23 protein-coding genes are annotated in these 24,555 nt (G+C 34.6%); 14 read left to right on the forward strand and 9 right to left on the reverse strand.

All coding sequences use genetic code 11. From position 1 onward, the window contains the following. Positions 1-3: 3 nt before the first annotated feature. Entirely contained in the window at positions 4-3,033 is a 3,030-nt protein-coding gene (locus ACFQ0I_RS04185) for a zinc-dependent metalloprotease (RefSeq protein ID WP_379939633.1), read from the reverse strand. A gap of 80 nt (positions 3,034-3,113) precedes the next feature. On the opposite strand from ACFQ0I_RS04185, the gene ACFQ0I_RS04190 reads away from it, so the two are divergent. The 8 genes from ACFQ0I_RS04190 to ACFQ0I_RS04225 all read left to right on the forward strand — a co-directional run bounded on the left by ACFQ0I_RS04190 (position 3,114) and on the right by ACFQ0I_RS04225 (position 11,505). Further along, positions 3,114-4,049, forward strand: a complete 936-nt coding sequence (locus ACFQ0I_RS04190; protein WP_379939634.1) for a bifunctional riboflavin kinase/FAD synthetase — start codon at positions 3,114-3,116, stop codon at positions 4,047-4,049. Between the two features lie 72 nt (positions 4,050-4,121). After that, on the forward strand, positions 4,122-5,393 hold the full coding sequence (gene serS, locus ACFQ0I_RS04195) for a serine--tRNA ligase (protein ID WP_379939637.1): 1,272 nt from the start codon (positions 4,122-4,124) through the stop codon (positions 5,391-5,393). A gap of 176 nt (positions 5,394-5,569) precedes the next feature. Further along, positions 5,570-5,692 carry a hypothetical protein gene (locus tag ACFQ0I_RS04200; RefSeq protein ID WP_379939639.1) on the forward strand — a complete coding sequence of 41 codons (123 nt, stop codon included), beginning with the start codon at positions 5,570-5,572 and terminating at the stop codon, positions 5,690-5,692. A 173-nt stretch (positions 5,693-5,865) separates the two neighbouring features. Beyond that, positions 5,866-7,641, forward strand: coding sequence for a tetratricopeptide repeat protein (locus ACFQ0I_RS04205; RefSeq protein ID WP_379939641.1), 1,776 nt, complete (start codon positions 5,866-5,868; stop codon positions 7,639-7,641). A 154-nt stretch (positions 7,642-7,795) separates the two neighbouring features. Further along, entirely contained in the window at positions 7,796-8,122 is a 327-nt protein-coding gene (locus ACFQ0I_RS04210; RefSeq protein ID WP_379939643.1) for a DUF4286 family protein, read from the forward strand. Between the two features lie 117 nt (positions 8,123-8,239). Next, positions 8,240-9,013 (forward strand): 16S rRNA (adenine(1518)-N(6)/adenine(1519)-N(6))-dimethyltransferase RsmA, encoded by a 774-nt coding sequence (gene rsmA / locus ACFQ0I_RS04215; RefSeq protein ID WP_379939646.1) that lies wholly within the window; start codon positions 8,240-8,242, stop codon positions 9,011-9,013. A 10-nt stretch (positions 9,014-9,023) separates the two neighbouring features. Next, a complete protein-coding gene (mgtE, locus tag ACFQ0I_RS04220; RefSeq protein WP_379939648.1) occupies positions 9,024-10,397 on the forward strand; it encodes a magnesium transporter in 1,374 nt (457 codons plus the stop codon). A 172-nt stretch (positions 10,398-10,569) separates the two neighbouring features. Further along, a complete protein-coding gene (locus ACFQ0I_RS04225; protein ID WP_379939650.1) occupies positions 10,570-11,505 on the forward strand; it encodes a 2-hydroxyacid dehydrogenase in 936 nt (311 codons plus the stop codon). 43 nt (positions 11,506-11,548) lie between these two features. On the opposite strand, the gene ACFQ0I_RS04230 is transcribed toward ACFQ0I_RS04225, so the two are convergent. Beyond that, on the reverse strand, positions 11,549-12,778 hold the full coding sequence (locus ACFQ0I_RS04230; RefSeq protein WP_379939652.1) for a serpin family protein: 1,230 nt from the start codon (positions 12,776-12,778) through the stop codon (positions 11,549-11,551). Between the two features lie 127 nt (positions 12,779-12,905). On the opposite strand from ACFQ0I_RS04230, the gene ACFQ0I_RS04235 reads away from it, so the two are divergent. From ACFQ0I_RS04235 to ACFQ0I_RS04255, 5 genes are all read left to right on the forward strand, one after another. Further along, positions 12,906-13,361, forward strand: a complete 456-nt coding sequence (locus ACFQ0I_RS04235) for a DUF1801 domain-containing protein (RefSeq protein WP_379939654.1) — start codon at positions 12,906-12,908, stop codon at positions 13,359-13,361. A gap of 18 nt (positions 13,362-13,379) precedes the next feature. Continuing rightward, a complete protein-coding gene (locus ACFQ0I_RS04240) occupies positions 13,380-13,751 on the forward strand; it encodes a VOC family protein (RefSeq protein WP_379939656.1) in 372 nt (123 codons plus the stop codon). A gap of 15 nt (positions 13,752-13,766) precedes the next feature. Next, complete coding sequence (locus tag ACFQ0I_RS04245) at positions 13,767-14,153, forward strand: VOC family protein (protein ID WP_379939658.1); 387 nt, start codon at positions 13,767-13,769, stop codon at positions 14,151-14,153. A 71-nt stretch (positions 14,154-14,224) separates the two neighbouring features. Next, positions 14,225-14,989 carry a sulfite exporter TauE/SafE family protein gene (locus ACFQ0I_RS04250; protein WP_379939659.1) on the forward strand — a complete coding sequence of 255 codons (765 nt, stop codon included), beginning with the start codon at positions 14,225-14,227 and terminating at the stop codon, positions 14,987-14,989. A 102-nt stretch (positions 14,990-15,091) separates the two neighbouring features. Beyond that, positions 15,092-15,568 carry a YtxH domain-containing protein gene (locus tag ACFQ0I_RS04255; protein ID WP_379939661.1) on the forward strand — a complete coding sequence of 159 codons (477 nt, stop codon included), beginning with the start codon at positions 15,092-15,094 and terminating at the stop codon, positions 15,566-15,568. 61 nt (positions 15,569-15,629) lie between these two features. Here the strand turns inward: ACFQ0I_RS04255 and ACFQ0I_RS04260 are convergent, their stop codons facing one another. The 3 genes from ACFQ0I_RS04260 to ACFQ0I_RS04270 are packed head-to-tail and all read right to left on the reverse strand — an operon-like array spanning position 15,630 to position 19,213. Further along, positions 15,630-17,459 carry a GNAT family N-acyltransferase gene (locus tag ACFQ0I_RS04260; protein ID WP_379939663.1) on the reverse strand — a complete coding sequence of 610 codons (1,830 nt, stop codon included), beginning with the start codon at positions 17,457-17,459 and terminating at the stop codon, positions 15,630-15,632. Between the two features lie 22 nt (positions 17,460-17,481). Continuing rightward, positions 17,482-18,732, reverse strand: coding sequence for an aspartate kinase (locus ACFQ0I_RS04265; protein ID WP_379939666.1), 1,251 nt, complete (start codon positions 18,730-18,732; stop codon positions 17,482-17,484). 1 nt (position 18,733) lies between these two features. Next, positions 18,734-19,213, reverse strand: a complete 480-nt coding sequence (locus ACFQ0I_RS04270) for a GNAT family N-acetyltransferase (protein ID WP_379939669.1) — start codon at positions 19,211-19,213, stop codon at positions 18,734-18,736. A 121-nt stretch (positions 19,214-19,334) separates the two neighbouring features. Here ACFQ0I_RS04270 and fbp point away from each other — a divergent pair, with 121 nt between their 5' ends. Beyond that, positions 19,335-20,342, forward strand: a complete 1,008-nt coding sequence (fbp, locus tag ACFQ0I_RS04275) for a class 1 fructose-bisphosphatase (RefSeq protein WP_379939671.1) — start codon at positions 19,335-19,337, stop codon at positions 20,340-20,342. A 48-nt stretch (positions 20,343-20,390) separates the two neighbouring features. On the opposite strand, the gene ACFQ0I_RS04280 is transcribed toward fbp, so the two are convergent. The 4 genes from ACFQ0I_RS04280 to ACFQ0I_RS04295 form a co-directional block, all read right to left on the reverse strand. Then, positions 20,391-22,253 (reverse strand): SulP family inorganic anion transporter, encoded by a 1,863-nt coding sequence (locus ACFQ0I_RS04280; RefSeq protein WP_379939673.1) that lies wholly within the window; start codon positions 22,251-22,253, stop codon positions 20,391-20,393. 106 nt (positions 22,254-22,359) lie between these two features. Beyond that, complete coding sequence (locus tag ACFQ0I_RS04285; RefSeq protein WP_379939675.1) at positions 22,360-23,031, reverse strand: DUF2490 domain-containing protein; 672 nt, start codon at positions 23,029-23,031, stop codon at positions 22,360-22,362. Between the two features lie 3 nt (positions 23,032-23,034). Beyond that, on the reverse strand, positions 23,035-23,667 hold the full coding sequence (locus tag ACFQ0I_RS04290) for a carbonic anhydrase family protein (protein ID WP_379939677.1): 633 nt from the start codon (positions 23,665-23,667) through the stop codon (positions 23,035-23,037). 59 nt (positions 23,668-23,726) lie between these two features. Then, positions 23,727-24,545, reverse strand: a complete 819-nt coding sequence (locus tag ACFQ0I_RS04295) for a universal stress protein (RefSeq protein WP_379939680.1) — start codon at positions 24,543-24,545, stop codon at positions 23,727-23,729. Between the last annotated feature and the right edge of the window lie 10 nt (positions 24,546-24,555).

The raw sequence follows: 24,555 nt of genomic DNA on the forward strand, positions 1-24,555 counted from the left end.
TTTCTACTTAATAACTATCTTCTTAGTAGACCTTCTTACCCCATCATTAACATCTAAAATATACATGCCAGATTGTACATTGTTTAATTGTATTTCCTGACTAAAATCACCAGCATCGTTAGGGTACGTGTTAGCGTAAATATGTCGTCCTCTAATATCAAAGACATTTACATTAATATTGCGTTCTATTGCGCCATTTAATTGAACACTAAAGCTGCCATTGTTTGGGTTCGGAAACACAATAAAATTTTCGAAACCAAATTCTTCAATAGATAAAGTTGGTATTACATTAATCGTGTAGTCTTCAACTTCACCATCAAATCCGTTTTCGCAGGCTACAGGTAAACCGTCATCTTTATATTTTGTAGATACACGCATTATGGTACTTCCTAAAGGTGCTGTAACAGGAACGGTAATAGAACGAGGCGATAAAGCAGTTGTTCCGTTCGATACATTTGTGGCATCTCCTAAATTATATTCTTCGCCAGCATCATCAAAGCTACAGTTTTGGTTCCAGTCTATCCATACTTTGGTCGCAGTTGTATAATCGCCGTCTGTATTGACTCTAACCGTTATATTATAAGAGCTATTTCTGTTAACGGTAGTCGACGTTGCGGTGTAATCGCTATATCCCGAAGGTTTTGCAGACGATTTGTTTATAGTATTAAATTGTACCAAAGTCGTACTTGTGTTGTAATCGAAATTAGCAATCGATGAACAAAGTCCGTTATAAAAAGGAAAATTAATGCTTTTATTTTTAGACTTTGTTGAGGCAGTTCCTGTAATAGTAATCGGGTAATCTGCTTGTGTAACCCCTGTTAAGTTGCTAATTGTCATAGTAACTTCTCCCGATGTATTTAAACTAGCAGGCGAGAAAGTAACAGTAGAACTTCCCGGATTTCCAGAGGCACTAAATACCGTTGTTTCCGAAAAACCATTCGCCGTAGCATAATTAAAGTGATATGTTGCGGTGGTTTCGGCACAAGCTATAGGGTCTAAAGTTTCTTCAACTATAAAAAAATCTGGTTCTGTCGAAATTGAAAAATCAAAATCAGAAACATCGTAAAAGATGTTATCGGCAGCTTCAATCAAAACTCTAGCGGTACTGATATTAGACATTGTAGGCACTGTATAAGTAAATGAGCCATCATTAGGGGTATTAGAAGCTATGGTTGTTGGAAACGTAGCACCTCTATCTATCGATAGTTTAATATTTACATTTTGGCAATTAATAGTTGCATTTGTAGTTTGTCCTACGGCCCAGTTAATTGCAACATTGCTTCCAGGAGTCCAATTTACTGGATTTGTAATCGTAAAAGGTGTAACATCTTCAACCGTAATTTTCATAGTGTCGTAACTACTTTGTGCACCAGTAGGGTTAGTTGTTGTGCGGTCTCTAACGGTTAATGCCCAATTTAAAGTTCGTCCCACCGTCGACACAGTTTCCCAATCGCTTCCCAGACTCGGATTTGTTTGTGTTGTATTACCTGCTAAAACGCTACTGAATTTTGGAATGTATCTGTTTGAAGAGGTTGTTGGCGGTAAAGAGCGGTTCATGGAACCAGAAGTTAAATCTGGTCCGAAATTTAAATAATTTACCATGCCACTATCAATTTGCTCCCAACAATAGGTTAAATTATCATTATCAGCATCGGTAGCCGAACCTTTTAAAATATAGGCGGTTCCTGCTGGAATGGAATAATCATTACCCGCATTTGCTACAGGCGGATTATTCAAAATTGCTACCTCTGTTTGGCAAGTTTTATCAACTAAATTATCTAAGATCTGTTTGATGCTTTGGTAATGAAAATAAGTATCGCTATTTGAGGCTACGTTATTAGAGCCTTCCAAACCGGCATAAGCCATAATTGTGGTACCACTTCCTGGTTCTGAATTGACTCCCGTACCTTCAGTTTCGAAAGCAAAGGTGTGATTAGCACCCATTTGATGCCCTATTTCGTGAATTACAAAATCAATATCGAAGGTGTCTCCTTCAGGTATTCCGTTTGAAGGTGATGTAAAACCACTTCCTTTCGAGCCATTAACACAAACACAGCCAATACAACCTGCGTTTCCACCACCACCGGTAGCACCAAATAAGTGCCCAATATCGTAAGCGCTTTCTCCAATAACGCTGGTTAAGGTATTTTGAAGTTCTGTACTCCAAGCACCATCGGCGCCTATGTTTGCTGGCGAATACGGATCGCTCGAGGCATTGGTATAAATTAAATTAGGCGCATTTACTAGTTCGAAAGTAATGGCCATATCGGTTTCAAATATTTCATTAACTCGACTTAATGTCGCATTAATAGCGGCTAAAGCATCTGCCACAGCATCACCATTAGCAGCGTTTCCGTCGTTGTGATACGCGGTATATTCGCCCGTTACAGAAATGGCTACCTTAAATTTTTGAAGGGTTTTAGTATTGGCACCTCCTTCATTTAGACTCGATTTTGATGCGATGTCGTTTTTACTAGCAGCGTCATTGGTATTCCCGAATGTTTTACAGGTAAATCGATTCGTTTTACTGTTTTTAGCATTTCGCGAATAAAGAATATATTCTGCAGATCCTTTTGATGCGGGTTGCATAAAAACATCTGGTCTATCAACATAAGTTATCATGGTTTGAACGCCCTGCGGAGACACACTCATTCGTAATCGCGTGCCAGAATTATCGTTGCTAATACCTACATACGATTTAATTTCTGGGTACAAAGCAGCCAAATCTTTAGAAAAAACAGAAGCTTCATAAATGGTGAAAGCGATTAAATTACCGTCTTCAGAAGGAATATTTATAATGGTAGAGCTCTTTTTTGAACTATCATTTTTTAATGTAGCGTTTGAAAGTGATGCTTTAAACGAGGCCATATTAAGTTCGAAAGCCTGTACTTTGTTGGCGTCTAAATTTAACTTAGAAACAGATTTGGTATCTTTAATGGATTCAAGTTTTTTCCAAGACGGATTTTGAGCAATAACCGAAAATATAGACAAAAACATTGCTATTGAAAAAACATAATGTAGTTTTGCTTTCATAAAAATATTTGGAGCGATTTTATTAAACAGCGGTAACAAATCTAACTTTTTTTAATCAAATTAGCAATTAAAGGCTTGCTATGAGCAAAATAAAAAATATCAACGCATACAATTCCTCAGAACCTACAATAGTTACTATTGGTACTTTTGATGGAGTTCATATTGGGCATCAAAAAATAATTAATCGTTTAATAAGTATCGGAAAAGAAGCAGAATTAAAATCTGTAATCCTTACATTTTTTCCGCATCCGCGCATGGTTTTGCAAAAAGATTCCAATATCAAACTTATTAATACCATCGATGAGCGTCGTGCTATTTTACAGGAATTAGGCTTAGATTATTTGTTAGTAAAGAAGTTTACAAAAGCGTTTTCACGCCTTTCGGCAGAAAATTTTGTAAAGCAAATATTAGTGGATAAGCTGAATGCAAAAAAAGTAATTATTGGTTACGACCACAGATTTGGTAGAAACAGAAATGCCGATATTAACGATTTAAAGGTTTATGGCGCTGAATATGGATTTGAAGTTGAAGAAATATCCGCACAAGATATCAACGATGTAGCGGTGAGTTCTACTAAAATTAGAAAAGCTCTTATTGAAGGCGATATCGATAAGGCAAATGCCTACTTAGGTTACAATTTTATGTTAACTGGAAAAGTGGTTAAAGGAAAAGCACTAGGACGAGAGCTAGAATATCCTACCGCTAATATTCAAATAGATGAAGATTATAAACTAATTCCTAAACACGGCGCTTATATTGTGAGTTCTATAATTGAACACAAACTGGTTTACGGCATGATGAATATTGGCTTCAATCCAACGGTTGAAGGTGAGGTAGAAACCATTGAAGTCCACTTTTTTAATTTCAATAAAAACATTTACAGGAAAACAATTCAGATTGATGTGCTGCATCGTTTACGCGATGAGCAAAAATTCGATTCTGTCGATGCCTTAAAACACCAGTTATTAAGAGATAAAGAAGCATCTCTTAACTATATAAATGCTCATTTTAAATAATTCCATTTTACGCTTAAAAGAATCACAAATATCTAGGCAATTCATTAAATTTGTCCCTTAAATTTTCAAAACATGTTACAAGTCCCTTTTATAAGAGAAAACAAAGATTTGGTAATAACCCGGTTAGCAAAACGAAATATTGATGCTACAGAAATGATTAATAACGTTATTTCTTTAGACGAAGATAGAAGACGTATTCAAACCGAGTTAGATAATACCTTGGCAGAATCGAATGCACTTTCAAAGGAAATAGGGAACCTATATAAATCGGGCGAAACTCAAAAAGCAAATCTGTTAAAAGAGAAAACAGGTCAGTTAAAAGAGGCATCAAAAGAATTAAACGATGCCCTTAATTCAACATCTGAAGCTTTAAATCAACTACTGTATAAAATTCCAAATGTTCCAAATGAGATTGTTCCAGAAGGAAAATTAGATACTGATAATGTTGAAGTATACAAAGAAGGCGACATTCCTGTATTGCACGAGGGCGCTTTACCGCATTGGGACTTGGCTAAGAAGTACGATATTATTGATTTCGAATTAGGTAACAAAATTACGGGGGCAGGTTTTCCGGTTTATAAAGGAAAAGGTGCTCGTTTACAACGCGCCTTAATAGCCTATTTTTTAGATAAAAATACAGCTGCGGGTTACACAGAATACCAGTTGCCACATTTGGTGAACGAAGCTTCAGGTTTTGGCACAGGGCAATTGCCAGATAAAGAAGGGCAAATGTACCATGTAACCGAAGATAATTTGTATTTAATTCCAACCGCAGAAGTTCCGGGAACTAATATTTTTAGAGATGTGGTTTTGAATGAAAGCGAATTACCAATAGGCATTACCGGATACACACCATGTTTTCGTCGCGAAGCAGGAAGTTATGGCGCCCATGTTCGTGGATTAAACAGATTACATCAGTTTGATAAAGTAGAAATTTTACGTGTAGAACACCCAAGTAAATCGTATGAAGCTTTAGATGCTATGGTAGAGCATGTAAAAACGATTTTGCAAGAATTAAAATTGCCATATAGAATACTTAGACTTTGTGGTGGCGATTTAGGCTTTACCTCGTCTTTAACTTACGATTTTGAAGTATTCTCAACCGCACAAGATAGATGGTTGGAAATTTCATCTGTCTCAAATTTTGAAACCTTTCAAGCAAATCGTTTAAAATTGCGTTTTAAAAACAGCGAAGGTAAAAACGAATTGGCACATACACTAAACGGAAGCTCGTTAGCATTGCCTCGTGTTTTAGCAGGTATTTTAGAAAATTATCAAACAAAAGACGGTATTGTAATTCCAGAAATTCTTCAACCATATACCGGTTTTAAAATCATTGATTAAAAACAAATTTCAAACATAAATTCTGAATTTAAAACCTACAATATTGTAGGTTTTTTTCAATAGTATCGATAAAGTGCAATATTTAAACGTTTTTAAACGAATAAATTACCGTTTTCTTTGAGTTTTTCACAATAATATCGATGTTAGTGGTACCAAATCTATTAAACCTGGTAACCATGAAAAATATTAAACGATTGGTAATTTTAATTACATTAATTTTTTTCGCAAGTCAAGTGTTGTTTTCAGATTTTGAAATCACGAAATCTGAAATCAATTTAACTGCAATTGCGAACAAATAGGGATTTATTTCTAAAAAAAAGACTGTCCCCAATCTAGTACAACGTTTTTTATATTAACGGTAGTTAATGGAACATTTATTTTGGTTGGTTAGTGCCCGAATTTTAATTCGGGCATTTTTTTTATAATTATATTAGCAATATCTACAATTCACATTTGTTATATTTACCCAATCATGAGACTGCTATTCATTTTTTGCTTACTAATTAGCTCCCAAATATTCTCGCAAGAGGATAGTAATGCTCGAGACTATTTTAATAACGGCGATTTTGAAAAGGCATTATATGAGTATAAAGAGTTATATGCTAAAGCACCCTCTAACCTTACCTATATTTCTCAAATAGTATCGGCGCATCAGCAATTAGAACAATATGCCGAAGCCGAAGCTTTTTTATTAAAACTTCTTGAACGGGTTAATTACCCTGCTTTTTTGGTAGAACTAGGATACAATTATCAACTACAAAACAAGTTAGAAAAAGCAAATACAGCTTATAACAAAGCGTTGGCAAGTATTAACGAAAAACCAAGTAATGTATTTTCGGTAGCCAAAAGTTTTCAAAATCATGTATTGTTAAATGAAGCAATTGCCGCCTACGAAAATGCAATGACGCTGAATACAGAATTTAATTTTAAATTGCAATTAGCACAATTATATGGCGAACAGGGAAATATTGAAAAAATGTTTACCAATTATATAGATTTTGCCGAAGCGAATCCGGTTGCCCTCGGAACTATAAAAAAAGCGATTAACGAATTTATTAGCGAAAATCCTGAAACCGAAAACAACCTGTTGCTGCGAAAAATTTTGCTTAAAAAATTACAGCAAGAACCTAATTTAATTTGGAACGATTTGTTGAGTTGGTTATTTATTCAGCAGAAAGAATATAAAAAGGCATTTTTACAAGAAAAGGCAATTTATAACAGAGAACTTTTAAGTTTGGACAGAATTGAAGAATTAGCTTTAATTGCAGCGAATGATGATAAATTTGAAGAAGCTAAAGAGATTTTTGCATTTATAATTAGTGCCGGACATGATTTAGATTCGGTGCTTGAAGCCAATTATAACTTACTTCAAATAGAAACAAAATTAAGCACTAAAGAAAATTACGAAGCTATAGATTTAAAATATCAGGAGTTGTTAAAACAATTCGGCACGTTTTCTCAAACCTTAAAAATGCAAATTGCTTACGCTCATTTTTTGGCATTTTATAAGAATGAAACTAAAAAAGCTACCGAGCTTTTAGAGAAAGTTTTGGAGTTGCCTTTAACCGAAATTCAACAAGCCGAAGTAAAACTGGAGTTGGGAGATATTTTGGTGCTACAAGAAAAATTTAACGAAGCGTTAATTTACTTTACTCAGATACAACGAAATTTAAAAAACAGCACCATTTCGCAACAGGCCCGTTTTAAAGTGGCACAGGCCAGTTACTATAAAGGCGATTTTAAATGGGCTGAATCACAACTTAAAATTTTAAAAGCGTCCACTTCGCAACTCATCGCTAATGATGCCCTCGATTTAAAATTACTTATTTCAGACAATAAATATGAAGATTCCCTGCAAACAGCCTTAAAGCTTTATGCTAAAGCAGATTTATTGGCGTTTCAAAACAGAGTAGACGAATCTATAACGGTGTTAGATAAAATATTAGCAGAGCATAAAACAGAGCCTATCATGGCACAAGCACTTTTTAAGCAAGCACAATTGTTTACGCTGAAAGGGCAATTCGCGAAAGCCGAAGCCAACTACGAATCGATTATTGATAATTACAGGGAAGGTGTTTTAATTGATGATGCCTACTATATGTTAGCAGAACTCAACGAAAATCAATTAAACAACCCAGAAAAAGCAAAAACATTATACGAGAAAATTATATTTAATCATGCCGATAGTATTTATTTTGTAGAAGCCCGAAGGCGTTATCGAGCTTTACGAGGTGATGCTATTAATTAGATTGATAGACTTATTAGAGCAGTTAGATTGTTAGACAGATTAGATTGTTAGACATGTTAGATTGTTAGACATGTTAGATTTTTAGATTAGTTAGACCCAACGCTTAAAACCGAATACCTAAAACCCAACACCCAACACCTAAAACCCAAAAGCAATGATAATATATAATGTCACTTCAAATATAGACGAAAGCATCCATACCGATTGGCTTACCTGGATGAAAGAAGAACACATTCCGCAAGTATTAGCCACCGGAAAGTTTGAAAAAGCAACTTTAGTGAGAGTATTAGTTGAAGAAGACATGGGCGGTGTTACCTATTCTGTGCAGTACAAAACAAATTCTAAAGAAGCTTTAGAAGGCTATTATAAAGATTATGCCCCAAAATTAAGGGCAGAAGGTTTAAAAAAGTTTGCCGACAAAGTCTTATCTTTTAGAACTGAGCTTCAAATTATAGACGAGTATTCCGTTACTTTTAATTAAAAAAGAGAGGTAACGGCAGATTATTAACAACAATCATCGCAGCTTCATACCATTGCGAGAAAATCTTTTTATATTCGTGTTTTCGTGGCATAACCCAATTCCTAATAATCAATTCTAATGACAGTAAAAGCAAAAAAACATTTAGGGCAACATTTTTTAAATGATGAAACCATTGCTCAAAAAATTGCCGATACGCTTTCTTTAAACGGCTACAAGACCGTTTTAGAAATTGGTCCGGGAATGGGTGTATTAACAAAATATTTACTACAAAAAGATGTAACCACGCACGTTATTGAAATCGATACAGAATCGGTAGCATATTTACAAGCCAATTATTTAAATCTAGCCTCTAGAATTATTGAAAAAGATTTTTTAAAATACGATTTAAACGAGGTGTTTAAAGGCGAGCCTTTCGCTATTATTGGCAATTTCCCCTATAATATTTCAACGCAAATTGTGTTTAAAACCTTGGAGATGCGCGACCAGATTCCGGAGTTTTCAGGCATGTTTCAAAAAGAAGTAGCCGAACGTATTTGCTCTCAAGAAGGCTCTAAAGTTTATGGTATTTTATCTGTTTTAACACAGGCGTTTTACAAAGCAGAATATCTGTTTACGGTACCGCCAAATGTGTTTACACCACCGCCAAAGGTAGAGTCTGGGGTATTGCGATTAACGCGAAAAGCTGATTATACATTGCCATGCAACGAAGCGTTATTTTTTAAAGTGGTAAAGCAAGCATTTCAGCAACGAAGAAAAACCATGCGTAACAGTTTAAAAACATTCAATTTAAGCGATAATTTAAGAGAAGATAGTATCTTTGATAAAAGACCAGAACAATTAAATGTTCAACAATTTATAGAACTTACGCAGTTAATAGAAAAAGATAGTTAAGCAACAAATTTTGGCCGAAGAAATAGAAAATATAGGGTTTGAATTAACAGATGAACTCTTAATAAAAGTTGAACAACTTATCGCTTTAAAAAAAGATAAGGAACTTCAAAAATTATTAAGAGATTTTCACCATGCCGATATTGCTGAAATTCTAGACGAACTCGATTTAGAAGAAGCTATCTATGTAATTAAGCTGTTAGATTCCGAAACGACTGCCGATATCTTGATGGAACTCGATGAAGACAATCGAGAAAAAGTATTAAGAAACCTGTCGTCTAAAGAAATTGCCGATGAGATTGGTGAGTTAGATACCGATGACGCGGCCGACATTATTTCAGAATTACCCGAAGATCGTCAGCACGAAGTTATTTCGCATATTGAAGACGAAGAACATAAAGCCGAAATTAAAGAACTCCTCACTTATCATGAAGATACGGCTGGTGGTTTAATGGCCAAAGAGCTCGTAAAAGTGTACGATACCTGGACTGTTGCCGGGTGTTTACGCAGAATTAGAGGGCAAGCAAAAGAAGTTACCAGAGTTCACTCCATATATGTTGTAGACAAACAAAACCGATTAATCGGCAGGCTTTCTTTAAAAGATTTAATCGTTGCTAAAAGCGATCAAAAAATTGAAGATATTTATATTTCGAGTGTAGATAGTGTTAATGTACACGACGATGCCGAAGATGTTGCCAGAGTGATGCAGAAATACGATTTAGAAGCCATTCCGGTGGTAGATAACAATCAAAAACTTTTAGGCAGAATTACCATCGACGACATAGTAGACGTCATGAAAGAAGAAGCCGAAAAAGACTATCAATTGGCAGCGGGTATCACCAGCGACGTAGAAGCCGACGATAGCATTTGGGAACTTACCAAAGCACGACTTCCTTGGCTTTTAATAGGTATGTTTGGTGGTATTGGTGCTGCGAGCATCATCAATGGGTTTAGCGACGCCATGTTAAAATTCCCAGCACTGTTAATGTTTATACCCCTAATACAAGCAACTGCAGGAAATGTAGGCGTACAATCCTCGGCCATTGTGGTGCAAGGATTAGCCAACGACACTATAGATGGTAGCCTATTTAAAAGACTCTTAAAAGAATTCGCCTTGGGCTTGGTAAATGGGTTGGCTATCGCGCTCATTGTATTACTAATTAGTCATTTCGCATTTCACACTACCTATTTAGAGTCGTTAACCATTTGCATCGCACTAATTTCGGTAATCATTATGGCGGCAATCATAGGAACTTTTATCCCCATATTTTTAGATAAACGCGGTATCGATGCCGCAGTAGCAACCGGTCCGTTCATCACCACAAGCAACGATATTTTTGGTATTTTACTCTATTTCTTAATAGCTAAAGCAATTTTAGGATTTTAAAAAATTTAGGCGTTACCTTTATCTTGAGCGCAGTCGAAAGGTTACAAGTCCTCACTCTCCCGACGCTTCGGGACAATCGCTAACGCAGCTTATCAGCAAAGTTCAGTACTACTCATTCAATTTTAGTTTTTTTTATTTAAAACTTCCTAAATTTACAGCCTAATACTAGTCTATGAAAATCCTTCATCTCGATACCAATCACCCACTCTTAATAAATCAATTACAAGAACTTGGTTTCATCAATCACGAAGATTATGTATCTTCAAAACAAGCCATAGAGGCTAAAATTTCAGAATATGATGGCATCATATTAAGAAGCCGTTTTTCAATCGACAAACAATTTTTAGATGCCGCAACCAATCTTAAGTTTATTGGTCGTGTAGGTGCGGGGTTAGAGAATATAGATTGTGATTACGCTATTTCAAAAGGCATCGAACTTATTGCAGCACCAGAAGGGAATCGAAATGCTGTGGGCGAGCATGCATTGGGTATGTTACTATCATTATTAAATAAACTAAACAAAGCAGATCGCGAAGTGAGAACTGGTAAATGGTTGCGCGAAGTCAATCGCGGAATAGAACTCGATGGCAGAACAGTAGGACTTATTGGTTACGGTAATATGGGAAAAGCGTTTGCTAAAAAACTTAGAGGATTCGATGTTGAGGTGTTGTGTTACGATATAAAAGAGCATGTGGACGATGCTAATGCTACACAAGTGTCGTTAAAAGAATTTCAAGAAAAGGTTGAGGTTGTTAGTTTACATACGCCACAAACACCTTTAACTTTAGGTATGATTGATTCACAATTTATTAATGCCTTTAAAAACCCGTTTTGGTTTATAAATACGGCACGCGGAAAAAGTGTAGTGACTCAAGATTTGGTTTCTGCTTTAAAAAGCGGCAAGATTTTAGGCGCTGGTTTAGATGTGTTAGAATACGAAAAATCATCGTTCGAGGATATGTTTACTAGCAGCATGCCAGAACCGTTTCAATATTTAATTCAGGCGGAAAATGTATTATTAACACCACATGTGGCAGGATGGACTATAGAAAGTAAAGAAAAATTAGCACAAACCATTGTAGATAAGATTAAAGCAAAATTTTGTTAATGTTACATCTTGTTTGAATCATCCAGTCGGTCAATAAAACTACTTAGTTGTATTCTGGAATGCCTACTTTTCCCATAAAGCAAATAGAACCCGTTTCCTTTTCTGTGATGGCAAAAATAAAAGGCCTGTTTAATAAAAAGTGTTTTGGGTCTCCTGCAGAGGTAGTTTCAATACCAACAACAGTTACCGCCGCAGCTTCAGTACCTTTTTCATTAACATCAATAAAAGTCTTTTGTAATACAAACGAAATTTTGGTGGGGATATCACTTAAACCACTAAAATTAGCATTATCACTAAAAGCAATTCCCAGACCCAAATTAATCAGGGCGTCGTTAAATTCTTTTTTATAAGAAAACGTAAACTTAGGAATCGTAATTTTTAAATTTTGTGTCGAATAACTTTTTTGCCACTCAATCCAGTTGTCATTATTCATAATTGCTATAACATCATCCGTTGTTTTTTCTACATTCGGAAGCATAAGTGTCATAATATATTTGTCATTTTTATATGGCAGTTCTACTGAAGAAAATACGGAATTTGAAAAGTATTTCAAATCGTTATTAAGCGTCATCATGTCTACTTGTTGTACCAAGCCAGTGCTTAAATTAAAAGGTAATTTTTTCGTGTCTTGAGGATCAAAACGGTACTTCCAATCGCTTTTAAAATAAAGCGCATTGATGGCGTATAACACAGCATTCGCTGAAATATCATCTAATACAATCGGGATTTTTCCATGGGTTTTATTGGATGCCCAATTGTTTATGGATGCCAAAGTTTTTGGGTCGCTAAAATCTTTGTTTTGTACTTCGGCAAAATAGTAGGTTCTGTTGGTTTTCAAAAAATTTTCATTTACTGGGAACGTATTATTTATCCACAGTGAATTAGCAATCTCGAAGCTTGTCCCAGAAGCGTTGCGCGTTAAGTTTTCTATAATATTTTGGTTTACCAAATTAGCTTCTTCTAAAGTAATGTTGTCGTAATTAAAAACATTAGAGAAGGCTTGCTTAGTTTCGCCAGCAGCACCATTATAAACCATGCCTAAAGCGAGTGAAGCACTCACAGGAGAAATCATGAAATTATCTTCAGTTTCAGAATCTGAAATTTCCTTTAACATGGAAAAAGCAAAAATATTATTAGCCGAAACAAGTTGGCTTCCTTTTGCAATGCTGTTAAAAGGTTCTAAGGGTGTTTCTTCTTCTGTACTACAAGATTGAAAAGTAATAAAGCATACTAAAATTGCGATAGAGGCGGAGTACATGTTTACTATTTTCATGGAATTGTTTTTAGTATCTTATTAGATAGATGTACAAAGTAACTAAAGGTTGCTTCGAATAAACAAAAAAGATTGTGAAATTAAAATTATAGAATTTTGTTAACTTTATAAAAATTAAGCTAACGCCATGCAGTACAAAGCGGACTCACCCGAAGAATATATCAACCAACTTCCCGAAGAAAGGCAAGCACCCATAAAAAAGTTGCGTGAAATCATCAAAAAAAATCTACCCAAAGGCTTCGAAGAAACTATAAGTTACGGGATGATTGGTTATGTTGTGCCACATTCCATTTATCCAGATGGCTACCATTGTACACCAGAGTTACCGCTCCCATTTATGAATATTGCTTCTCAAAAGAACTTTATAGCGGTGTATAGTTCTAGTGTTTATGCAACAACAGAATTGAATGATTGGTTTGTAAATCAATACCCAAAACATTGTAAACGCAAACTTGATATGGGCAAAAGTTGCATCCGGTTTAAATATATCGATGACATACCATACGATTTAATTGGAGAACTCGCCTCTAAAATGACCGTTGAAGAATGGATTGCCATTTATGAAAAGAATATTAAAAAGTAATTTATAAAACATAACGATATGAAATTAGGAGCCTTTTCAATTAGCCTTAGTGTAAAAGACATTAAAGTTTCGAAGGAGTTTTACGAAACGCTTGGTTTTTCGGTATTTGCTGGGGATATGGAAAAAAATTATCTCATCATGAAAAACGGCAATGCTTTGGTAGGTTTATTCCAAGGTATGTTCGAAAATAATATCTTAACATTTAATCCAGGTTGGGATGAAAATGCTAATACGTTAGATGCGTTCGATGATGTTAGAACCATTCAAAAGCATTTAAAAAGCTCTGGAATAAAACTTGAAAGTGAAGCCGATGAAAACAGCAAAGGGCCTGCAAGTTTTGTGGTTTTAGATCCCGATGGCAATGCCATACTTGTTGATCAACATGTTTAATTCAATCTGAATGAAATGAAAAAAAGAGTTACAGGTATTGGTGGGTTGTTTTTTAAATCTAAAGACCCAAAAGCTGCGAAAGCGTGGTATCAAAAACATTTAGGTTTTAATACAGACGATTATGGAAGTACCTTTTGGTGGCAGGATAAGGAAGGTAATGATTGTTCTACACAATGGAGTCCGTTTCCTGAGGAGACCAAATATTTCGAGCCTTCAAAAAAGGACTTTATGTTTAATTATAGAGTCGAGAATTTAGAAGCCTTACTAAAAGTTTTAAAAGCCGAAGGTGTTACCGTTGTTGGCGACATGCAAGAGTTCGAATACGGTAAATTTGGGTGGATTTTAGATAACGATGGCAATAAAATAGAACTTTGGGAACCAATAGATAAAGCCTTTTTATAATTTAATTCTATTTTTGCCAGAACTTAGAACCCAATACCTAATACCCAAAACCAAACACCTATTTTAATATTTTGACATATCTAAATCTTCTTCAATCGTATAATTTAACGGTAGTACACTGGTTATTTATTTTTCTGGCTGTTTTTATTTTAGGATTATCAAAATCGGGCATCAAAGGTATCGGAATATTAATTGTGGTTATTTTAGCCTTTGTTTTTGGCGAAAAAGCATCTACCGGGGTTTTGTTACCCATGTTAATTTTCGCCGATATTTTCGCGGTAGTTTATTATAATAAACATGCACAATGGCATTTTATAAAAAAACTGTTGCCTTCAATGGTTATAGGGGTTTTGGTAGGCGTTTGGGTAGGTAATGACATTTCTGAAGATTTATTTAAGCAAATAATGGCCGTAATTATTATAGGTTCGGTATTTATTATGTTTATCATGGAAAGACGAAAATCGGCCAGCGTACCAACCAACAAATGGTTTTCAAATTCGGCCGGATTTCTCGCTGGTTTTACTACTATGATTGGGAATTTAGCAGGCCCCATTTCAGATATTTATTTCCTCGCCATGCGTTTACCCAAGAACGAGTTTATTGGTACAGCAGCATGGTTATTCTTTATTATAAATGTGTTTAAACTACCCTTTCATATTTTTATTTGGAAAACTATTACCGTAGAGTCTTTGGTTTTAAATTCGGTATTAATCATACCTGTTATTGTTGGGTTTTTCTTAGGGGCTTATATTGTTAAATTAATTTCGAACGTAAATTACAGACGTTTTGTACTTATTGTCACCGTTCTTGGTGGAATAATTATGTTAGTACGATAGGGAAGGTTTATTATTTTTAAGTGTTTATTATTTAGTTACTTGCTGGTATTTAGACCTGTTTTTTTATTAACTTTGATAGGTAATCAATAAAATTAATTCGCCATGGCTGATAAAAAGAATCTAAAAGAGGACCTAAACGATATGTTAGGTGATGCGAAAGAAAGTGCTAAAAAAGCAGTAGATAAAGCAGAAGATTTTGCAGATGAAGCTAAAGAAAAAGCTAAAGAAGTTTTTGAAGATGTAAAAGAAACAGCATCTGAGTTTGCTGATGACGCCAAACAAGTTTTAAGCGATGGTAAAAATGTGGCAATTATTGCTCATATTACACTTATTGGTTGGATTATAGCATTGATTATGAATAGCAACAATAAGAACGAATTCGCCTCGTTTTATATCCGGCAAATGTTAGGATTAATGATTTTGGCATTTCTTCTGTCTTTTGTGCCTATGTTAGGTTGGTTTTTAAATTTAGGAATGATAGTGCTTTGGATAATAAGTTTAATGGGAGCTTTCGAAGGCCAAAAAAAGTTGGTTCCTATAGTTGGCGAGTATTTCCAAGATTGGTTTAAGTCTGTTTAAATAAAAGACAATACAAAAAATGTTTCCGATTTATTATGTAACACTTAGTTAGATAATAACTTTAACTTTCATTGTTCTCGCTAAGTTTACGCTCTAATTCAGCTTGAAATTCTTCCATAACAGGGCGAACGGTACTTTCTGGTAGGTCTGCTATTTTAATGTACATTAAGCCATCAACAGCATTGTTAAACAAGGGATCTACGTTAAATGCTACTAATTTGGCATTTTGTTTTATATACTTTTTTAGTAGTACTGGTAGGCGTAATGCTCCTGGTTCTATTTCGTCAATAACTTTATCGAATTTATTTAAATCGGCTTCTGTTTCATCAAAAACAAAGTCTTTATCGGCGTCTTTTAACTTTACTTTAAATTCTTTTTTAGGATGTACATATTGCGCTATGTATGGATCGTAATAATGCGATTTCATAAACTCAATCATCAACGATTTCGAGAAGTTCGAAAACTGATTGCTTATACTTACACCGCCAATTAAAAACTTGTGCTCTGGATAACGTAATGTGGTATGCACAATCCCTTTCCAAAGTAAAAACAGCGGCATTGGTTTTTGCTGGTATTCTTTAATAATGAAAGCGCGTCCCATTTCGATAGACTGACTCATCATTTTAAACAATTCTGGTTCAAACCTAAAAAGATCGTGTAAATAAAAACCATCAATACCGTAGCGTTCAAAAATTTTAGACCCTAATCCCATACGGTAGGCACCTGCAAGTACATTACTTTCGTTATCCCATAAAAACATGTGGTGATAGTAATCATCAAAAGCATCTAAATCGATGGATTCGTTAGTACCTTCACCAACTTCTCTAAAGGTTATTTCACGCAACCTTCCAATTTCTCGTAAAATGTTCGGAATTTGTGAGGCTTGTGCCAAAAACACCTCGTAGTTTTTACTTTGTAATAAACGCGAATCGTCTTTTCGTAAGGCTTCCACCTCTTCAATCATTAAATTTGTTTCAACCGGTGTTACAATATTTTTTGGAACTTTAGGTGTTTTTAAGGTTGACTGAATGTTATCTAATATTTTTGATTTGTCTTCAAATGAATTTGAAAGCATATAGGTTTTACGGCGTACAAATTCTGAAAATTCATCGAGTGAAACATACTCTTTTTGATCGTCTACCGAGATAGGTTTTCCTATTCTAACCTTAATAACGCGACGTTTTTGGGTTAACAATTCCGAAGGCAGTTTAGCGGTTCTTAGTGTATCGTTAATTTTAGAAAGTTTGTAAAATAATTTACTGTTTTTAGCATGAAAATAAATAGGAACCACTGGCACTTCGGCTTTTTTAACCAATTTCATAGCAGCATCTTCCCAAGGTCTGTCTACCATTAGCTTGCCATCTCTATAGGTAGAAACTTCGCCCGCAGGAAAAATTCCTAATGGATGCCCTTCGCGTAAATGTACAATGGCATTTTTAAAACCAGAAAGGCTAGATTTAACATCCTTTCTGTCTTCAAAAGGATTTACAGGCATAATATAAGGCTTTAGCGGTTCTATTCTGTGGAGTAAAAAGTTGGCTATTATTTTAAAATCGCTGCGCTGTTCTAGCATTAATTTTAAAAGTAAAATGCCATCAATACCACCTAGCGGATGGTTAGACACCGTAATATAAGGCCCTTCTTTTGGTAGGCGCTTTAAATCTTCTTCAGGTATTTCAAATTTAATTTGAAAATCATCTAAAATGGCATCTAAAAAACAAAGGTCTTTTAGGTGTTTGTTTTTGTTATATATTTTGTTAAGCGTTGATATTTTAAGCACCTTCATTAATAGCCAACCAATAAATGTTCCTATAAAGCCATAGTTATCTATGTTTATTGCTTTAGCCACTTCTTTAGCTGTAACTAATCCGGTATCTTGATGTTTGCTCATGCCTGTAAATGTACTAAATTGTTTATTTACTTACTATTTGAACTGTTTCTTGGGTTAATTGTTTTAATAACACGGTTTTACCTTCTTCAATTTGATTTATTGCGGCCTGATTGTAATGGCGAATGGTGTAAAGCGAGACGTTTTCATGGCAAGTAACCTTAAATTTTGCCTTTAAATGATGCAATAATTTATCGAGATTATTGTAAATATTGTCTACACAAACCGAAAAGCTAATGGCTGAATTTTGAATAACATCCACTTTCATTTTAAAGGAATGCAGTAGGTTGAATATTTCGCTAATATTTTCTTCAACGATGTACGAGAAATCTAACGATGACAGCGATATTAAAACCTGATTTTTCTTAACAATAAAGCATGGAACCATAGGTTCGAGCGCTATATTTTTCCCTATGCGCGTTCCGGGAGCTTCTGGATTTAAAAACGATTTTACAAACAGTGGAATTTCTTTTCCTTGCAATGGCTGCAGCGTTTTTGGGTGAATAACCGATGCACCATAAAACGCCAATTCGATTGCTTCGCGGTAACTTATTTTATGTAATAGTTGCGCATTTTCAAAATAACGCGGGTCGGCATTTAAAACGCCAGGAACATCTTTCCAAATGGTTACACTTTCGGCATTTAAGCAATAGGCATAAATAGCAGCGGTATAATCGCTTCCTTCTCTTCCTAAAGTGGTTGTAAAGTTGTTAGGGTCGCTACCCAAAAATCCCTGGGTAATATTTAAAACAGATTTATTAAAATTGGCCGTTATTAACCGTTGAGTTTCGTCCCAATTAACATTAGCACGTCTGTAATAATTATCGGTTTTTATTTGTTCGCGTACATCTATCCAGTTGTTTTTTAAACCAATTTCGTTTAAATAGGCGCTAATAATTAGGGTAGAAACCAGTTCGCCAAAGCCAATTACTTGGTCGTAAACAAAGTTATAATCGGGTGATTTGTTCGATTTTAAAAAACTGTTAAGCTCGTCGAAAAATGAGGCAACTTTTTTATAAACTGGATGCTGTTCGTTGGGAAATAAATCTAGCAGAATTTCATTATGGTACTTTTTAACCTCTTGAAGCGAACTTTGTAATTCGGGTCTATTTTCAAAATAATTCTTTATAACAACTTCTAAAGCATTGGTTGTTTTTCCCATGGCAGAAACTACAATGAGTGTGTTTTTATAGCCAACTTTTTGCAATACTCCGGCAATATTTTTAACACCATTTGCGTCTTTTACTGAGGCGCCACCAAATTTAAATACTTGCATGTTATAGCTTTGAAATGTAGTTTTTTATGCTTTGTTCGTCCATATGTACCACGCGCCATTCGTCTTTAATCGCGGCGCCTTTTTGTTTGTAAAATTTTATGGCGGGTTCGTTCCAATCTAAAACCTCCCAATTAATACGTTTTACACCTAAATTATGGCCGTATTTAACGATTTCATCTAAAAGCGCCGAACCAATACCACTGCCTCTTGCTGATTCGTTAACAATAAGATCTTCTAAATGAATGGCTTTACCTTTCCAAGTAGAATAGCGTTGATACCCCAAGGCAATGCCTTCAATTTTCGAATCTATTTCGGCCACAAAGCAAAAAAATGCTGGGTGTTCGCCAAAGCCATCTTTTTCTAAATCGTCTACGGTAATAATAACGGCATCGGGCTCATTTTCAAAGTGTGCTAATTGATTAATTAAAGCCAGCACCTGTGGCATATCTTCTTTTTTAGCTTTTCTAATTGTGAAAATCATAATATTTTGTAATTATTTCAAAGATAACTTAAAGTTGAATATATCAAAAGGTAATCTTATGCGAAAACGTTGTAGTTCATGAAAAAAAAATAGATATTTGTAATATAAAAATCACATTTATATGGCTCATAAAAATCAAACACTCGGCGAATTTATAATTGAAAATCAATCTTCTTTTAAATATTCTTCGGGAGAATTATCCAGTCTACTAAACTCCATTCGATTGGCAGCTAAAATTGTAAATCATGAAGTAAACAAAGCCGGATTGGTAGATATTATAGGCGCTGCGGGCGATACCAATATACAAGGAGAAGACCAGCAAAAATTAGATGTGTATGCTAATGAAAAATTTATTCAAACACTAACCAAGCGAAATATTGTTTGTGGAATTGCCAGTGAAGAAGAAGACAATTTTATTTCGGTAAACAGTATTGATGAAAACCACCAAAACAAATATATAGTTTTAATTGACCCTTTAGATGGTTCGTCTAATATTGATGTAAATGTATCGGTTGGTACTATTTTCTCAATTTACAGACGGGTTACGCCTATTGGAACCCCAGTAACTATTGAAGATTTCTTGCAAAAAGGCAGCAAACAAGTAGCAGCAGGCTATGTGGTTTATGGAACTTCTACTATGATTGTGTATACAACTGGCGATGGTGTTAATGGGTTTACCTTAAATCCGGCAATCGGTTCGTTTTACTTATCGCATCCAGATATGAAATTTCCTGAAGATGGTAATATTTATTCTGTAAATGAAGGGAACTATATTCACTTTCCGCAAGGCATAAAAAATTATATAAAATATTGCCAGAAGGAAGAAGGAGACCGACCATATACCTCGAGATATATTGGCTCTTTGGTGTCTGATTTTCACAGAAACATGATAAAAGGAGGGATTTATATATATCCGCAAAGTTCTAAAAACCCTAACGGAAAATTGCGCTTATTGTATGAATGTAACCCAATGGCGTTTTTAGCTGAACAGGCTTCTGGGAAAGCAAGCGATGGGTTTACAAGAATTATGGATATTCAACCTACCGAATTGCATGAACGCGTTCCATTTATTTGCGGCAGTATAAATATGGTTGAAAAGGCAGAAGAATTTATGCGTGATGCACAATAAATGAATGATAATATAAAAAAAATGCGAACTGTTTAGTTCGCATTTTTTTTAGTAGATATCTTCAACGTTATCCTTAATCCAACTAAGGCATTCATTGAACGATTCAAATAAATATTCTTTCGGAATTAAATCTGGAATGATATCAATTCGTTCCATCATCAATTTTGGTTGGTTAAGTAAACCTACAAACAATACCGTAATGTTGTCTTTTCTTAAATCTACCAAAACATCTTCCATAGCATACAACCCAGACTGGTCTATATAAGGCATTTTTTCTAAACGAATAACCACCGTAGAGGCTGTTTTAGGGATTTGTTTAGCAAGTATTTGAAAATCGCTCGTAGAACCAAAAAACAACGGACCTTTAATATGTTTTATAAAAACTTCTTCTTTTAATTTTTCAGGGAAACCAATTTCATCTTTCCATGCTTCTTCTTTTAATGGTTTAACATCAGAACTAAGCGCGGTTAAATCTCCGATTTTTTTCATAAACATAAGCGAAGCAATAATTAAACCTATTCCTACGGCATAAACCAAATTCCATAAACTGGAGAGTAGCAAAACGACCATCATTATTATAACCTCCGAACTCACTCTAAATGGTCCAATTTTGGCATCTCTTGGTAAACTAGGTATGGCTTTAAGTCCTTTATAATCCATAACACCAATTCCAACTGTTATTAATATTCCAGCTAATACGGCAGCAGGAATTCTTGATGCTACTGGCCCTAATGCTAATAAGATAAATAGTAGTATAATACCCGCTATCATTCCCGAAAGCTTGGTTTTACCACCCGATTTTATATTAACAACCGTTCTAATAGTTGCTCCTGCTCCTGGCAATCCGCCAAAAATGGCTCCAATACTATTACCTATACCTTGCCCGATAAGCTCTTTATTTGGCTGGTGTTTGGTTTTAGTCATATTATCAGCAACAACACTCGTTAGTAAGGAATCTATTGCCCCTAAAAGTGCTAGGGTTAGTGAGGTAAATATATAGGGGGATAAAGCAGTAAAACTAAAGCTAGTTATAATTTCTAGGTTAGGTATTGGTAACCCAGAAGGTATTTCTTCAATGGGTCTGTAGTCTAAACCAAACCCAACGGCAACTCCAGACACAATTAATAAGGCTACAAGCGTACTTGGTATAGCCGTGGTGATGCGTTTAAAACCGTAAATAATAAATATGGTTGCAAGTGCCAAAATTAATTCCAACCAACTTATTTGTTGAAGGGCTTGCGGTAATACTTTTAAAGTTCCTAAAACTCCTGATGCATTATTTGAAGCAAGTGTTTTAGACTCTTTAAGGATGTCTTCTTGGGTTATTTTACTTGCTCTGTCAACCGTTTCGGTAAAATCTTCTAAAACTAAAATATCTTCTCCAGCCTCCTCTTTTAAAATGTTTTCTAATATGATGGCTTCAGCCTCAGGTTTAAATGTTTCAACGTAGGCTTTGTCTTCTTTAGGATAATATCCAATAGCCGGGAGAATTTGAGTTACCAAGATAATAACGCCAATGGCCGTCATAAAACCAGAAACCACGGGGTAGGGTATGTACTTAATATATTTTCCAAAACCAACAAGTCCTAGACCAATTTGTAGTAAACCACCAAGTAAAAATACCGTTAAAATAATTGGCAGGGCCTTATTTATATCGCCATCATTTGCAGCCAGAATACCAGCTATTACCACCATACTTACTGCCGTCATTGGAGCCGTTGGACCAGAAATTTGAGTATTGGTACCACCAAATAACGCTGCAAAAAAGCTTAAGAATATCGCCCCATATAATCCGGCACTTGGTCCTAATCCAGAAGAAACTCCAAATGCAAGGGCTAGAGGTAATGCTACAATTCCAGCTGTAATACCGCCAAATGCATCTCCTTTAATATTTGTAAATAAGTGCTTCATATAAATAGCTATTAGGTTAAAAATCTCTCTAATTTAGTTATATTAAGTCAGAAAAAAAACCAACACCATAAAAAGTGTTGGTTTGTTAATTGTAATTACCTTTTTACTAAAAGTTTATAAATGTTATGATATTGAATTGATCACGACCCGAAGTTTCAAAAAACTGATTCATATAGCCAGCTTCTAGTTTTATACTTTTATTTAATTGATAACCAATGCCTCCATAAAGCCTATTTCTATCAAAAATTGCGGTTTTAGTATTTAAAAATATTTCATTGTAAGCCGATAAATAATAGTTGCTACTTTGGGAAATGGGAACATTTAAGCCTAAAAAGTACCGAAAGCGCATTTTAAAATCGTCTTCCACAAAGCGCTGTTCAAAGCGATAGCGATGGTTCAGTTTTACGCTTCCTATAAATTGAGACGCTGTAAATTGCTGAAAGATTCTATGCTCGTTAACACTTATTTTATCATCGGTTTCATCTATATAATTTTTAGATAAAATATAGCCATAACCTAGTAAAACATTGTTTTTTCCTTCGTTAAAAGTATAGCCTAAACCAGTTCTTAAAAGTAATTGTTCTAAATCTCCAACGGCGTTATAGTTTCTGTATTGAACTTCGTTATGAAGATTCCATTTGGAGTTTATTTGTTTATTTCCAATATAAATTAACCAGTTGCCAAAGTCGCTATTTTGACTAAAAGCAATAAAAGGTAGTGTTACTAATGCAAGTAACACTATCTTTTTAATGGTATTTTTTGTTTTGGTTAAAATCAAAACCTAGTGTTCAAAAAATTTAACTTCACCTGTATTGATATCGTACATGGCACCTACAATCAAGATTTCGCCATTTTTTTCCATCTCGGTCAGAATAGGACTTTCGGCGTGAATGCGGTCGATAGTTAATAGCACGTTTTTTTCTGCTACGTTATCTACAAAGTCTAAATTTTTAGAATTTCTTAAACTAGCATCTATTGGTTCTGTAACAGCGTTAACGGCTGGAGTGATTTTTTCAATAAGTTTTGTTAAATTACCCATTTTAGCGTCATCGCAAGCGCCTTTTACGGCTCCGCAACTGGTATGGCCTAAAACAACTATTAGCTTTGTTCCAGCCAGTTTACATGCAAATTCCATACTACCTAAAATGTCTTCGTTTACAAAGTTTCCAGCGATACGTACACTAAAAATATCGCCTAAACCTTGATCGAAAACCAATTCTGCCGATACTCTAGAATCTATACAGCTTAATATGGTAGCAAATGGAAATTGGCCATCGCTGGTGTCATTTACCTGTTCTAATAAATTACGGTTTGCTTTTAAATTATTTTGAAATCTTAAATTTCCTTCTTTTAAATATTGTAACGACTTTTGAGGCGTCATAGTAGCCTGCGTTTCTCTTGTGTGTGCTTTCATAATATTTTTACTTTTAAAGTTTAATTATTCTTTTATAAATCTGTAATAAGATTATTGTATTAATTGATGCCCGTTCCTGTTAATAAGACAGAGACATTAAGCTTATTTACGAGATCTTTAATACTAGAATTTATAGATTCTGCTTTTTTTGTGTTCTGATAATCTCTATTTAAACATAACAAATTAACATGACTTTTTACCAGATATTTTGAAATGTTATTTAATGCATTATCGTTTGATTCAAATACATATTCTCGGGTTTCTATGTCTGGCAAACTATTTTCTGTTTCTTTTAAATCGTTTGAATTTTTAATTATTTTGAACGATTTAAGTGGTTTCTGAGCATTTTCGAGTAAGTTCTCAGCAAAATCTATATTAAAAGCATTTTTAACGTTATTTAAAACGCCTAATGACAACTCCCCATTCGGATCTAAAGTATTTTTACTATCGGCTATCATTATAACCCCTTCAAATGTTTTTAAAATTACATCAGTAACACGATCTCCAACAATATTAAAGGTTTTAGATTTCCTTTTTCCTAAAACAATAATATCTGGTTTATGCTCTTTAATGTACAATAAAATTTCATCTTTTACATTACCAAAAGAAAAAGAAGACTGAATGTTCACACCATATTCGGTCGAAATGGGTTCTATAATCTCCTGTAATTTCTTTTCTGTTTTTGGATACTCTTTGTTGATGGTTCTCATTGCTGAAAGTTGATTTTCTTTTGCAACTATGTCGGTAGGTTTTCGCACATAAAACATTTGAATATCGCCATTAATCATTTTTGCCAAACTAACGGCACTTTTTAAAACCGTGCTCGTTGATTTTTTCATATCAGAAAGCACTAAAATTTTATATTTATTTTTTTTCATGATATTTAAT

It is taken from the genome of Mariniflexile aquimaris (genome assembly GCF_042676825.1).
Lineage (GTDB): Bacteria > Bacteroidota > Bacteroidia > Flavobacteriales > Flavobacteriaceae > Mariniflexile > Mariniflexile aquimaris.

Coding starts and splice junctions, on each gene's coding strand:
- ACFQ0I_RS04185 (WP_379939633.1), bottom strand. CDS start 3,033: ATGAAAGCAAAACTACATTATGTTTTTTCAATAGCAATGTTTTTGTCT.
- ACFQ0I_RS04190 (WP_379939634.1), top strand. CDS start 3,114: ATGAGCAAAATAAAAAATATCAACGCATACAATTCCTCAGAACCTACA.
- serS (WP_379939637.1), top strand. CDS start 4,122: ATGTTACAAGTCCCTTTTATAAGAGAAAACAAAGATTTGGTAATAACC.
- ACFQ0I_RS04200 (WP_379939639.1), top strand. CDS start 5,570: ATGAAAAATATTAAACGATTGGTAATTTTAATTACATTAATTTTTTTC.
- ACFQ0I_RS04205 (WP_379939641.1), top strand. CDS start 5,866: ATGAGACTGCTATTCATTTTTTGCTTACTAATTAGCTCCCAAATATTC.
- ACFQ0I_RS04210 (WP_379939643.1), top strand. CDS start 7,796: ATGATAATATATAATGTCACTTCAAATATAGACGAAAGCATCCATACC.
- rsmA (WP_379939646.1), top strand. CDS start 8,240: ATGACAGTAAAAGCAAAAAAACATTTAGGGCAACATTTTTTAAATGAT.
- ACFQ0I_RS04225 (WP_379939650.1), top strand. CDS start 10,570: ATGAAAATCCTTCATCTCGATACCAATCACCCACTCTTAATAAATCAA.
- ACFQ0I_RS04230 (WP_379939652.1), bottom strand. CDS start 12,778: ATGAAAATAGTAAACATGTACTCCGCCTCTATCGCAATTTTAGTATGC.
- ACFQ0I_RS04235 (WP_379939654.1), top strand. CDS start 12,906: ATGCAGTACAAAGCGGACTCACCCGAAGAATATATCAACCAACTTCCC.
- ACFQ0I_RS04240 (WP_379939656.1), top strand. CDS start 13,380: ATGAAATTAGGAGCCTTTTCAATTAGCCTTAGTGTAAAAGACATTAAA.
- ACFQ0I_RS04245 (WP_379939658.1), top strand. CDS start 13,767: ATGAAAAAAAGAGTTACAGGTATTGGTGGGTTGTTTTTTAAATCTAAA.
- ACFQ0I_RS04255 (WP_379939661.1), top strand. CDS start 15,092: ATGGCTGATAAAAAGAATCTAAAAGAGGACCTAAACGATATGTTAGGT.
- ACFQ0I_RS04260 (WP_379939663.1), bottom strand. CDS start 17,459: ATGAGCAAACATCAAGATACCGGATTAGTTACAGCTAAAGAAGTGGCT.
- ACFQ0I_RS04265 (WP_379939666.1), bottom strand. CDS start 18,732: ATGCAAGTATTTAAATTTGGTGGCGCCTCAGTAAAAGACGCAAATGGT.
- ACFQ0I_RS04270 (WP_379939669.1), bottom strand. CDS start 19,213: ATGATTTTCACAATTAGAAAAGCTAAAAAAGAAGATATGCCACAGGTG.
- fbp (WP_379939671.1), top strand. CDS start 19,335: ATGGCTCATAAAAATCAAACACTCGGCGAATTTATAATTGAAAATCAA.
- ACFQ0I_RS04280 (WP_379939673.1), bottom strand. CDS start 22,253: ATGAAGCACTTATTTACAAATATTAAAGGAGATGCATTTGGCGGTATT.
- ACFQ0I_RS04290 (WP_379939677.1), bottom strand. CDS start 23,667: ATGAAAGCACACACAAGAGAAACGCAGGCTACTATGACGCCTCAAAAG.
- ACFQ0I_RS04295 (WP_379939680.1), bottom strand. CDS start 24,545: ATGAAAAAAAATAAATATAAAATTTTAGTGCTTTCTGATATGAAAAAA.